Annotated in this window: 10 protein-coding genes and 1 pseudogene; 5 read left to right on the forward strand and 6 right to left on the reverse strand. The window is 72.8% G+C overall.

Annotated features, from left to right (window positions below; translation table 11 throughout):
• Positions 1–50 precede the first annotated feature (50 nt).
• A complete protein-coding gene (locus AC559T_RS28085) occupies positions 51–1,172 on the reverse strand; it encodes a sensor histidine kinase (RefSeq protein WP_498870625.1) in 1,122 nt (373 codons plus the stop codon).
• Entirely contained in the window at positions 1,169–1,831 is a 663-nt protein-coding gene (locus AC559T_RS28090; RefSeq protein WP_498870626.1) for a response regulator transcription factor, read from the reverse strand. The genes AC559T_RS28085 and AC559T_RS28090 overlap by 4 nt, the downstream gene beginning before the upstream one ends.
• 88 nt (positions 1,832–1,919) lie before the next feature.
• On the opposite strand from AC559T_RS28090, the gene AC559T_RS28095 reads away from it, so the two are divergent.
• The 4 genes from AC559T_RS28095 to AC559T_RS28110 are packed head-to-tail and all read left to right on the forward strand — an operon-like array spanning position 1,920 to position 5,021.
• The gene (locus AC559T_RS28095) at positions 1,920–2,669 is read left to right on the forward strand and encodes an ABC transporter ATP-binding protein (RefSeq protein WP_498870627.1); all 750 of its coding nucleotides are present in this window, start codon (positions 1,920–1,922) and stop codon (positions 2,667–2,669) included.
• Positions 2,666–3,571: a DUF1349 domain-containing protein gene (locus tag AC559T_RS28100; RefSeq protein WP_498870628.1), complete on the forward strand. Its 906-nt coding sequence runs from the start codon at positions 2,666–2,668 to the stop codon at positions 3,569–3,571. The genes AC559T_RS28095 and AC559T_RS28100 overlap by 4 nt, the downstream gene beginning before the upstream one ends.
• Complete coding sequence (locus AC559T_RS28105; RefSeq protein ID WP_498870629.1) at positions 3,505–4,293, forward strand: hypothetical protein; 789 nt, start codon at positions 3,505–3,507, stop codon at positions 4,291–4,293. Before AC559T_RS28100 ends, AC559T_RS28105 begins: the two co-directional genes overlap by 67 nt.
• Entirely contained in the window at positions 4,290–5,021 is a 732-nt protein-coding gene (locus tag AC559T_RS28110) for an ABC transporter permease (protein ID WP_498870630.1), read from the forward strand. Before AC559T_RS28105 ends, AC559T_RS28110 begins: the two co-directional genes overlap by 4 nt.
• An 82-nt stretch (positions 5,022–5,103) precedes the next feature.
• On the opposite strand, the gene AC559T_RS28115 is transcribed toward AC559T_RS28110, so the two are convergent.
• From AC559T_RS28115 to AC559T_RS28130, 4 genes and pseudogenes are all read right to left on the reverse strand, one after another.
• Positions 5,104–5,778 carry a potassium channel family protein gene (locus AC559T_RS28115; protein WP_498870631.1) on the reverse strand — a complete coding sequence of 225 codons (675 nt, stop codon included), beginning with the start codon at positions 5,776–5,778 and terminating at the stop codon, positions 5,104–5,106.
• Positions 5,771–7,066: a TrkH family potassium uptake protein gene (locus AC559T_RS28120; protein ID WP_498870632.1), complete on the reverse strand. Its 1,296-nt coding sequence runs from the start codon at positions 7,064–7,066 to the stop codon at positions 5,771–5,773. The genes AC559T_RS28115 and AC559T_RS28120 overlap by 8 nt, the downstream gene beginning before the upstream one ends.
• Positions 7,067–7,200: 134 nt before the next feature.
• Positions 7,201–8,189 (reverse strand): annotated as a pseudogene (locus AC559T_RS28125) (aldo/keto reductase).
• Between the two features lie 90 nt (positions 8,190–8,279).
• Positions 8,280–9,428: a TerD family protein gene (locus AC559T_RS28130; protein ID WP_498870633.1), complete on the reverse strand. Its 1,149-nt coding sequence runs from the start codon at positions 9,426–9,428 to the stop codon at positions 8,280–8,282.
• A 272-nt stretch (positions 9,429–9,700) separates the two neighbouring features.
• Here AC559T_RS28130 and AC559T_RS28135 point away from each other — a divergent pair, with 272 nt between their 5' ends.
• A complete protein-coding gene (locus AC559T_RS28135) occupies positions 9,701–11,299 on the forward strand; it encodes an MFS transporter (protein WP_498870634.1) in 1,599 nt (532 codons plus the stop codon).
• The last annotated feature ends 182 nt before the right edge of the window (positions 11,300–11,481 follow it).

Below are 11,481 nucleotides of genomic sequence, written 5' to 3' on the forward strand. Positions count from 1 at the left end.
CGTCGACGACGACCCGGTCGACGACGACAGCGTGGATCTTTAGGCCTGGCTCAGGGGATCCTGACTCCAGGGAAGAGGACCTCGATGTCCAGGCCGCCCTCGGGCCGGGCGCGCGCGGTCAGGGTGGCGCCGTGCGCGCCCGCGACGGCGCGGACGATCGCCAGCCCGAGGCCGTGCCCGGCGGCCCCCCGCCGGACCCGCTGGCCGCCGAGCTGCCGGAACGGCTGGAAGAGCCGCTCGACCTGGTCCGGTGGGACGACCGGTCCGGTGTTGCGGACCGTGAGGTGTGCTCCGTGCCTGGTGGCCGCCGTCACGATCTCGACTCGTCCGCCGGGGACGTTGTGCCGCAGCGCGTTGTCGACCAGGTTCGCCACCAGGCTCTCGACCAGCCGTGGGTCGCCGGCCGTCGGCGCCGCGCCGAACGTGCTGATCACCTCGACGCCCTCGACGCCCTCGTCCCGTCCGGTGCCGTCGACGCCTCCGGTCCGCCGGGTCAGCAGGACGCCGCGGGCGACGACCGTCAGATCGAACGGTTCTCGGTGTTCCACCCCCTGCTCGCCGCCGGCCAGCGTGAGCAGCGCCTCGATGAGGCTCTCCTGTGCTTCGCCGAGAGCGAGGACGTCCTGGCAGGCGGCCCGCAGCGAGTCGACCGTCGCGTCCGGGTCGGCGAGGGCCACCTGCAGCACCGTCCGCGTGGCGGTCAGGGGCGTCCGCAGCTCGTGGGAGGCGTTGGCGACGAAGTGCCGCTGCGACGCGAACGCCGCCTCCAGCCGCTCGAACAGGTCGTCCAGCGTGCCCGCCAGCTCGGTGAACTCGCCGGGCCGCCGGTGGGGCCCGAGCCGGCGGTGCAGGTTGGTGGCGGAGATGTCCCGTGCTGTCGCGGTCATGGTGCGCAGCGGGCGCAGGAAGCGGCCCGCCACCAGCCAGCCGAGGATGATCGAAATCACCACCATGGCGGCGAGGGCGACCGCGGAGACGGTGAGGAGACGGGACGTGTCCGGGCCGGGCGGGGCGCTCGTCCCGAGGCCGGGCGGGACTCCCACGGGGACGGACTGGCGGGTCTGCAGGATCGGCACGGAGAGCAGCAGGACGCCCGACACGAGGAACGGGCCCGCGTAGAGCAGGGTGAGCTGCGTGCGCAGCGTCCACCGGAGCGTCCACCGGAGCGTCACGACTCACCGATCCGGTAGCCGCCCTCGCGGACCGTGTGGATCACCGGGGGATCACCGAGCTTGGCCCGCAGGCGGCGGATCGTCGTCTTCACGGCGGTCGTGAACGGGTCGGCGGTCTCGTCCCACACCCGTTCCAGGAGCTCCTCCGCGGAGAGCAGCCGTCCGGCCGAGGAGAGCAGGCACTGCAGGACCGCGAACTCCTTCGGGCTCAGATCCAGGCGGCGCCCGGCGCGGGACGCGACCCGGCGGGTCGGGTCGAGGGTCAGGTCACCGCTCTCGAGGATCAGCGGCAGCGCCACGGCGGGACGGCGGCCCAGCGCCCGGACCCGGGCCACCAGCTCGGCGAAGTCGAACGGCTTCGGCAGGTAGTCGTCGGCGCCCAGACCGAGTCCGTCGACGCGCTGCCTGACGGTGCTCGTGGCGGTCAGCATCAGTACCCGGCTCGCCGAGTGCGCGGCGGCGATCCGCCGGCACACCTCGTCGCCGTGCACGCCGGGCAGGTCCCGGTCGAGGACCACCACGTCGTACCGCGCCACCGCCAGGTGATCGAGAGCGTCGGCGCCGTCGAGGACCACGTCGACCGCCATGCCCTCACGGCGCAGCCCGGTGCCCAGGGTCCGGGCCAGGATCTCGAAGTCTTCGACCACCAGAACACGCACGCCCCTCACGGTGCCATGCCCCGGGTGTCAGCCCGGTGTCGTCCACCGGCACCGGGATGACACCGGCGCACGCGTAGAACCCGGACCCATGATTACTGTGCACGGGCTGCGCAAACGGTTCCGCGGAACCGTCGCCCTCGACGGGATGACCTTCGCCGTCCGGCCGGGGCAGGTCACCGGGTTCGTCGGCCCGAACGGCGCGGGCAAGTCCACCACCATGCGCGTCATCCTCGGCCTCGACAGGGCCGACGCCGGTGACGCCCTCATCGACGGCCATCCCTACCGCGGCCTGCGCGACCCGCTGCGCCACGTCGGCTCCCTGCTCGACGCCGCGGCGCTGCAGCCCGGCCGGACCGCCCGCAGCCATCTCCTCTGGCTCGCCCACTCGCAGGGCCTCACCGCCCGGCGCGTCGACGAGGTTCTCGATCAGGCCGGCCTGCGGGCGGTCGCCCGGCGCCGGGCCGGCGGCTTCTCGCTCGGCATGCGGCAGCGGCTCGGGATCGCCGCCGCGCTGCTCGGCGACCCACCGGCGCTCCTGCTCGACGAGCCGTTCAACGGCATGGACCCGGAGGGCATCGTGTGGATGCGCCGGCTCCTGCGCACGCTCGCCGCCGAGGGCCGCGCGGTCCTGGTGTCGAGCCATCTGATGAGCGAACTGCAGGAAACCGCCGACCACGTGGTGGTGGTCGGGCGCGGAAAGGTCATCGCCGACGCGCCGGTGGCTCACCTGCTGGCCACCGCGCCGGGGGCGCGGCGGGCGACGCTGGAGGACGTCTATCTGGCGCTCACCCGCGACGAGGTCGAGTTCCGCGCCGTGGACCCGGCGCGGGCCCGATGAACGCCTTCGGCCAGGTGCTGCGCGCCGAGTTCACGAAGTTCCGCACCGTCCACGGCTGGGTCGTGGCGGCCGTCACGGCCGCGGGCGCGACGATCCTGTTGGGCCTGCTGCCAGGCATGCAGGGCTCGTGCGGCCGGAACGGGCCCGGGTCCGAGTGTGCGCCGACGCTCGGGCCCGGCGGGGAGGTGGTCGTCGACAGTTTCGCCTTCGCGCACCGCCCGCTCACCGGGGACGGCAGCATCACCGTCCGCGTCACCTCGCTCACCAGCCGCCTGCTGGACCCGGGCCCGGACGGGCCGACACCGGACGACGGGTCTCCCCACGAGGCGTCTGCACGCGAGGCGGCCACGCCAGGGGCGTCTCCGCACGGGTCGCGCCCGGCCGTCGTGCCGTGGTCCAAGGCCGGGCTCATCCTCAAGGCGGGCACGGCGCAGGGCTCGTCCTACGCCGCGGTCCTGGTCACCGGCGGCCACGGCGTTCGGATGCAGTACGACTACACCCACGACCGTGCCGGGACGCCCGGCACCGTCAGCACCGTCTCCCCGCGCTGGCTGCGGCTCACCCGTACCGGCGACACCGTGACCGGAGCCGAGTCGCCGGACGGCACCACCTGGACCACGGTCGGCTCCGTGCGGCTGGCCGGCCTGCCGCCGACGGTCGAGGCGGGGCTGTTCACGACGTCCCCGCAGCACGCGGAGCGGGTCGGCGGATCGCTCGGCGCCGGCACCACGGGCGGCCCGACCGAGGCGACCGGGACCTTCGACCACCTCCTCGTGCGGGACGAGGCGCGCCCGGCCAGGTGGCGCGGCCGGCATGGGAGGGCGAGAACGTCGGCATGCCGGGGCCTGCGCCGCAGGTTCCCGGCGGCGATCTCGAACGCGCCGGCGGCGTGTTCACGGTGACCGGCTCCGGCGACATCGCCCCGGCCGTCGCCGGCGCGGCCGGTATCGGCGTGTCCCTCGCCCGGGCCCTCGTCGGAACCTTCGTGATGTTGCTCGTCGTGACCGTCGTCAGCACCGGGTTCATCACCGCGGAGTACCGCTGCGGCCTCATCCGGACCACCCTGACCGCCAGCCCCCGCCGCGGCCGGCTGCTCGCCGCGAAGGCCGTCGTGGTCGGCGCCGTCGCGTTCGTGACCGGCCTGGTCGCCGCCGCCGTCGCCGTCGTCCTCGGCCAGCGCGTGCTGCGCGGCAACGGCGTCTACGTCCACCCCGCGACGACGCCGACCGAGCTGCGCGTGATCGTCGGGACCGCCGCGCTGCTCGCCGTCGCCGCGGTTCTGGCGCTCGGGCTGGGGACGTTGCTGCGGCGCGGTGTCACCGCGGTGGCGACCGCCGTCGCCGTGATCGTCCTGCCGTATCTGCTGGCCATGACCGTCCTGCCGTATCTGCTGGCCATGACCGTCCTGCCGGACGGGGCCGCGCGGTGGCTGCTGCGGGTGAGCCCGGCGGCGGCGTTCGCGCTGCAGCAGACGGCGACGCAGTATCCGCAGGTCGCCAACCTCTACACGCCGGCGAACGGGTACTTCCCCCTCGCCCCGTGGGCCGGCTTCGGGGTGCTCGCCGGGTGGACCGCCCTCGCCCTGGGCACGGCCGCCGTCCTCCTCCGGCGGAGGAGCGCGTGAGATCGGCCCTGCACGCCGAGTGGACCAAGCTGCGGACCTCGCCCGGCACGCTCGGGCTGGCGCTCGCCGTGATCGTGAGCACGGTCGGGTCGAGCGCCGCGGTGGCCGCGGCGACCGGGTGCGCGCCGGGAGGTTGTGGGCAGGACCTGACGAGACTGAGCCTCACCGGGGTCCAGGTCGGTCAGGCCGTCGTCGCCGTCCTCGCGGTCCTGGTGATCGGCGACGAGTACAGCACCGGGATGGTCCGGGTCACGCTCACCGCGCTGCCCCGACGGACGACTGTCCTGGCCGCCAAGGCCGTCGTCGTCGCCGGGGTCGTCGCGGTGACGGCCGTGCCCGCCGTCCTCGGGTCCCTGACCGTCGGGTGGTTCATCCTTCCCGGGCACGAGGTCGTCCCCCGGGCGGCCGTCGGTTCCGTGCTGTACCTCGTCCTCATCGGCCTGCTGGGCCTGGGAACGGTCACCGCCGCGCGGAACCCGGCGGCCGCGTCCGGGATCGTCCTGGGACTGCTGTACGTGTTCCCGATCATCGCCCAGGTGGTCACCGACCCGGGCTGGCGGCGGCACCTGCAGCAGGCCGGGCCGATGAGCGCCGGGCTCGCCGTCCAGGCCACCGGCGACGTCGACGCCGTGCCGATCGGACCGTGGCAGGGACTCGGCGTGCTCACGCTGTGGGCGCTGGCCGCGCTCCTCACCGGCGGCCTGCTCCTCGCCCGGCACGACGCCTGACACCGCGACACCTGACCACCGCGACGCCTGACCACCGCGATGCCTCACCACAGCGATGCCTCACCACAGCGGGCGAGCGGTCTCAGGATCCGCCGATCTCGGCGGCGAAGCTCTCGACCCGGTCCGTCCTTCCGGCGATCACCACGAGATCGCCCACGTCGAGGACCGTTCCGGCCTCGGCGTGGGTGAACTCGCCGCCGGGCTTCTTCACGCCGACGATGGTGATCCCGTATTTGGTGCGCAGCGCGGTCCGCTCCAGTGCCCGCCCGCAGATCACCCGCGGAGCACGCAGCTTCGCTATCGCGTAGTTGTCGTCGAGCTCCAGGAAGTCGATGAGCCGGCCGGTGAGCAGGTGGGCCACCCGCTCACCGGCGTCCCGCTCGGGATAGACGACATGGGTGACGCCGATGCGCTCCAGGATGCGGCCGTGCTCGCGGGTGATCGCCTTCGACCACACCTCGGCGACGGACAGGTCGAGGAGCACACCGGTGGCCAGCACGCTGGCCTCGATCCCGGTGCCGATTGCGACGACCGCCTGCCGGAACTCGTGCGCGCCGAGCTGGCGCATCACCTCCTCGCTGGTGGCGTCCGCCTCGACCACGTGGGTGAGCTTCCCGGACCAGCGCTGGACCAGATCGTGGTTGGTGTCGACGGCCACCACGTGATGTCCCAGCTCCTGCAGGGTCTCCGCCAGCGTGCTGCCGAAGCGACCGAGACCGATGACGAGGACGGCGTCCTCGCGATGTCTGCTAGCCAACGATGGGCCTTTCCTCCGGGAGCCGGTACAGCCGCCGCCGTTCGCGCAACGCCAGCGCCGACGCGACGGCGATCGGCCCGGTCCGGCCGATGAACATCAGCATGATGAGCACGCACTGCCCGAACGCGGGCAGCTCGTCGGTGATCCCCGTTGACAGGCCGACGGTGCCGAAGGCGGACGTGACCTCGAACAGGACCTGGTCGAGGGGATGGTCGCTGACCGAGAGCAGGCACAGCGTGCCGACGACCAGCAGCGCGACGCCGAGCAGCGCGACCGCGAGCGCCTGGCGCAGCGCGGCCGGGGAGATCTGGCGATTGAACGCGTCCACCGTCTCGTCGCCGCGGGCCTCGGCCAGGATGGCGTAGAAGAGGATCATGAAGGTTGTGATCTTGATCCCGCCGGCGGTGCTCGCGCTGCCACCCCCGATGAACATCAGCACGTCGGTCACGACGAGCGTGCTCGCGTCCACGTCCGCGTAGTCGATCGAGCTGAAGCCCGCGGTACGCGCGTTGATGCTGGCGAAGGACGCCGCGAGCAGCTTGTCGCCGACACCGTGCGCCCCCAGCGTCGCGGCGTTGCGCCACTCCGTCGCCGCGATGGCGATCAGGCCGCCGACCGCCAGAATCCCGTAGCCCAGCAGCGTGACCCGGGTGTGCAGGGACCAGTACCGGGGAGTCCGCAGCTCGTGGCGCAGTTCGAACAGCACCGGGAAACCCAGCCCGCCCAGGATCACGCCACCGGTCACCGCCAGGATGACGACCGGGTCGGCCACGAAGCCCGTGAGGTTGTCGCTGTAGAGCGAGTGCCCCGCGTTGTTGAACGCGGTGATCGAGTGGAACACGCTCTCGTAGGCGGCGCGGGCCGGTGACCTGTCATAGGTCAGCCACAGCCGCAGGAACAGCACCGCGGCGATCACAGCCTCGACGGTGACGGTCACCAGGGCCACCGCGCGCACCACCCGACGCACGTCGCCGAGACCGAACGACTGGGTCTCGGCGGCGGCCAGCAACCGGATCCGCACACCCAGCCGGCGCGAGACCAGCAGTCCCAGCAGCGACGCCGAGGTCATGAACCCGAGACCGCCCAGCTGGACCGCTCCCACGATCACGACTTCGCCGAAGGTGGTCCAGTGGGCGCCGGTGTCGACGACGGCGAGCGCCCCGCTCGCGGCTCCGGTCGCGGTGAACACGGCGACCAGCGGCGACGTCGTCCGGCCGGACTCGGTCGCGACCGGTGCGAGCAGGAGCAGTGCCGTCGCGGCCACCGTGACCACGAAGCCCAGCACCACGAGCCGGACCGGGTGGGCCAGCAACGCCGCCCAGGGGCCGCGAGGCCGCAGCCGACGGGCCAGCCGACCGCCTTCCGGGCGGAGGATGCTCGCGATCCCGACCTGACCGGGTTCCCTGCGGGCGCCGGCGGACCTCAGCGGCGCCCCTGCGGTACCTGGATCCCGGCGACCGGCCGCGGCCGGTACGGGGCCTCCAGGCGGGCGGCCTCGTCGTCGGTGAGAGTCAGCTCCAGCGAGGCCAGCGCGTCCTCGAGATGCTCGGGCTTCGTGGCGCCGACGATCGGCGCGGTGACGACCGGGTTGCGCGACACCCAGGCCAGCGCCACCTGGGCCCGGCTCACCCCGCGCTCATCGGCGATGCGGGCGACCTCCTCGACGATCAGCCGGTCGTCGTCCTGGTAGAAGGCGCGGGCGAACGGGTCGGACTCGGCCCGGGTCGTGGTGGCGTCCCAGTCGCGGGTGAGCCGGCCGCGGGCCAGCGGGCTCCAGGGGATCACGCCGATGCCCTGGTCCGCGCACAGCGGCAGCATCTCCCGCTCCTCCTCCCGGTAGAGCAGATTGTAATGATCTTGCATGACCGCGAAGCGGGTCCAGCCGGCCGCTCGGCGGTGAACAGCGCCTTGGCGAACTGCCAGGCGAACATCGACGAGGCACCGAGGTAGCGGGCCTTCCCGGCCTTCACGACGTCGTGCAGCGCCTGCAGGGTCTCCTCGATCGGCGTCGTGGCGTCCCAGCGGTGGATTTGGAAGAGGTCCACGTAGTCGGTCCCGAGCCGGCGCAGGCTCTCGTCGATCTCGTGCATGATCACTTTTCGGGAGAGGCCGGCCCCGTTCGGGCCGGACCGCATCCGGGAGTGGACCTTGGTGGCCAGCACGATCTCGTCCCGGCGGGCGAAGTCCTTCAGCGCCCGGCCGGTGATCTCCTCGCTGCGGCCCAGCGAGTAGACGTTCGCGGTGTCGAAGAAGTTGACCCCCGCCTCGATCGCGCGCCGGAAGAACGGCCGCGACGCGTCCTCGTCCAGAGACCACGGCCAGTTCCCCTTCCCCGGCGTCCCGTAGCTCATGCAGCCCAGACAGACCCGGGAGACCTCCAGACCGGTCGACCCCAGCTTGACGTACTCCACGAGATCGGACTCCTCTCCACCACCGCCGCCGTCGGTCACGATCGGCTCGCTTGGCGGGTGCCCCGCAGGTCGCTCGCGTTCGGCACCTGCTCAGTCTGTGGCGTCGACACCGTAGGAACGGGCGAGCGCGACCAGACCGTGGTCGTGGCCCTGCCCCACCGCGCGGAACCGCCAGGCGTCGTTCCGTCGGTACAGCTCGGCCAGAATAAGCGTCTTCTCCGTCGTCGCCGCGTCCAGGGTGGCATGCAGCCAGGACCGTCCGTCGGGAGTCCGGGCCGCCACGCCGAGCGGTCCGACCTCCCCGAAGGTCCGGCCGTCACCGAGGGCGGCGCCGACGACGACCCGGTGCACCGACCTCGGCAGCGCGGCGAGATCGACGACGATGGCCTGCTCGGACGGGCCGTCGACGCTGAGTACGACCGCGCCGTCGTCCGACTGGGGCTGGTTGTAGAACACGAAGTCCTCGTCCCCGCCGACCTGCTCGTCCGTACCCACCAGGAACGCAACCAGGTCGACGGCGACAGTGCTCTCCCAGGCCCACGTCGCGGCGACGGCCCAGCGGTCACCACCAGCCGAAACCGGCAGATCCGTGACGGCACCCCCGGACGAGTGGAAATCCTCCGATGGCACCGCGTCGAGGGCCGCCACCGCGGCAGTGGACCGCGGCGTCGAGGCACTCGGCGGGTCGAGGCGGCGGAGGAACGTCTCAGCGGTGATCACCGGGAGTCCGAGCGCACGGATCCGGGCCATCCGCCGGTCGTCCTCGCCGCCGGGCAGGCACACCACCTCCGTCACCGTCAGGTTCACCGCGGCGAGACCGCCCGCCTGGACGACACGCTCACGTATCGCGGCGGCGTCCGCATGCGGCCCGCCCAGCACCAGCACCCGCCGTACCGCGAACGGCCGCACCGCGGCACCGTCACCGATCACCGCCGGAGCGGCGGGTACCGGCGCCTCGGCGGCTACAGGGCTCGGCTCCGCCGAAGCGGACGGCACCTGCGAAACAGCTGGGACAGGCGGCGCGGACGGCGTATCCGAGCCCACCGTGTCTCGGGCCAGCCCCGGCGCGATGCTCGCCAGCAGGCCGAGGAGCCGCGGCAACACTTCGGCGAGCATCCGGGCATCGACCAGCGCGTCATGCTGACGCTCGAAGGGAATCGACCACAGTCCGGCGACCGTGGCCAGCCGAAAGTCCGGGATCGGAAGGTCGAGCCGCCGGGACAGTACGCACGAACACATGCGCCGGTGTCCACCAGCACCATGTGCCGGGGATCACTTTGCCTCCCATCAACCCAGGAGCAGGGCCTTGACCTGCACTGATACAGAGAATGGCTTGATCCAGAACCGGGCCGGACGGGTGTCGCCGCACTACCGGACGGCCGGAGCCGGGAATGCCCGGGCGCCGGGCGGCCTTCGCTGTGTCCGATAACGTGCTCGCGGTATCCGATCACGCGTTCGAACGGTCCGCGGCTGCGCAGATGCGGTCCGGCGGGCGTCATGGAAGGAGCCGGATGACGAAGCCCCCGGTCACAGAGGCGGAGCTGGCCAGGGTCGACGGCGCGGGTGCCGACGTCCCGGCGGCGGGGGAACCACCGGCGGCGGGCGGTCCGGCAACCAGCGCAGCGCCGAGCACCACGCCGGCCACAGCCGGACCGGTGCTGACCGGGCCCGCGGGCGAGGCAGCCGCCGATCCGCGGCGGTGGCGGGCGCTGCCCGTGATCCTGATCGCCAGTTTCATGAGCCTCTTCGACGTCTTCGTCGTCAACGTCGCGACGCCGAGCATCGGGTCGGACCTGAACGCGTCCAACGCCGGGCTCGAGCTGGTCGTCGGCGGGTACTCGTTCACCTACGCCGCCGCCCTGGTCACCGGCGGGCGGCTGGGTGACCGCTTCGGCCGCCGCCGGATCTACCTGCTCGGGATGGCGGTCTTCACCGCGGCGTCGGCGCTGTGCGGGCTGGCGCCCAACGAGGCGGTGCTGATCGGCGGCCGGCTGCTGCAGGGCGCGGGTGCCGCCGCCATGGTGCCCCAGGTGCTCGCGCTGATCAGCGTGACGTTCCCGCCGGCCGAGCGGCCGCGGGCGTTCGCGTTCTTCGGGGTCACGATCGGGCTCGGCGGGGTCTGCGGGCAGGTGCTCGGTGGGGTGCTGCTCGACCTGGACATCTTCGGTCTCGGCTGGCGGCCGATCTTCCTGGTCAACGTGCCGATCGGCCTGGCCGCGCTCGTCGGGGCGCGGCGGCTGGTCCGCGAGTCGCGCTCGGCCCGCGCCGAGCGGCTCGACCCGGTCGGGCTGGGCACGCTGACGCTCGGCATCGGCCTGGTCCTCGTCCCGCTCACGCTCGGCCGCGACGAGGGGTGGCCGCTGTGGACGTGGCTCGCGCTCGCCGGCGGGGTGCTGGTGCTGGGCGGGTTCACCGCCTGGGAGGCCCGACTGGCGCGCTCCGGCGGGCATCCGATCATCCCGCCGGCCGTGGTGCGCTCCCGGCCGGTCGTCGGCGGGATGGTCATGAGCGCGGGATACTTCTTTTTCTTCGGCAGCTTCCTGCTCGCCCTGACGATCTTCCTTCAGGTGGGGCAGCACCGCTCCCCGCTGAACGCCGGGCTGATGTTCGCACCGCTCGGCGTGACCTTCGCGTTCTCCTCGCTGGCGGCACGGCGGCTGGTCGCCGTGTACGGGCCGCGGGTCCTGGTCGTCGGAACTCTCATCAGCGGCCTCTCGCTGTGCGGGGTCGCGTTGGTGGTGTCGGCCGAGGGCATCGGCCTGACCGCCTACGAACTCACTCCGCTGCTGATGCTCGTCGGCGTCGGCAACGGCCTGGTGATCCCGGCCCTGGCCGCGAGTGTCATGGCCGCCGCTCCGCCCGACATCAGCGGGACGGTGAGCGGCGTGCTCACCACCACCCAGCAGTTCGCCTCGGCGCTGGGGGTCTCCGGCGTGGGGGCGCTGTTCTTCGCGCAGACCGCGCGCAACGGCGCGGACGCCGGGCTCCTCGCGGCCATCGCCTGCGGCCTCGTCTCGGTCAGCGTGGCCTTCCTGGGATCCCTGGTGCTGCTGCGCCCACCCACGGCAGGCACGGCTGCCGTGGCGCCCGCGACAGCGGCCACGGACTGACGCGCAGAATGCCGTGCGCTGCGGAACATCGCGCTCTCGTGGCACCTGCGCCCCGCACGTGATGCGGTAAGGCACCTCCGCAATGTACTGATTCCACTATTGCCGGCACCGACGCCGGTTCCCCCATTCACCCATGCAGAACCGCTGCCTCTTTCCCCGCGCTGAAAGCGCCGCGCGAAGCT

The sequence above is a fragment of the Frankia sp. Hr75.2 genome, assembly GCF_949319125.1.
Lineage (GTDB): Bacteria > Actinomycetota > Actinomycetes > Frankiales > Frankiaceae > Parafrankia > Parafrankia soli.

Bases quoted from the DNA above. Each gene is read 5' to 3' on its own strand.
- AC559T_RS28135 (WP_498870634.1), top strand. From the start codon at position 9,701: ATGACGAAGCCCCCGGTCACAGAGGCGGAGCTGGCCAGGGTCGACGGC.
- AC559T_RS28105 (WP_498870629.1), top strand. From the start codon at position 3,505: ATGCCGGGGCCTGCGCCGCAGGTTCCCGGCGGCGATCTCGAACGCGCC.
- AC559T_RS28100 (WP_498870628.1), top strand. From the start codon at position 2,666: ATGAACGCCTTCGGCCAGGTGCTGCGCGCCGAGTTCACGAAGTTCCGC.
- AC559T_RS28130 (WP_498870633.1), bottom strand. From the start codon at position 9,428: ATGTGTTCGTGCGTACTGTCCCGGCGGCTCGACCTTCCGATCCCGGAC.
- AC559T_RS28095 (WP_498870627.1), top strand. From the start codon at position 1,920: ATGATTACTGTGCACGGGCTGCGCAAACGGTTCCGCGGAACCGTCGCC.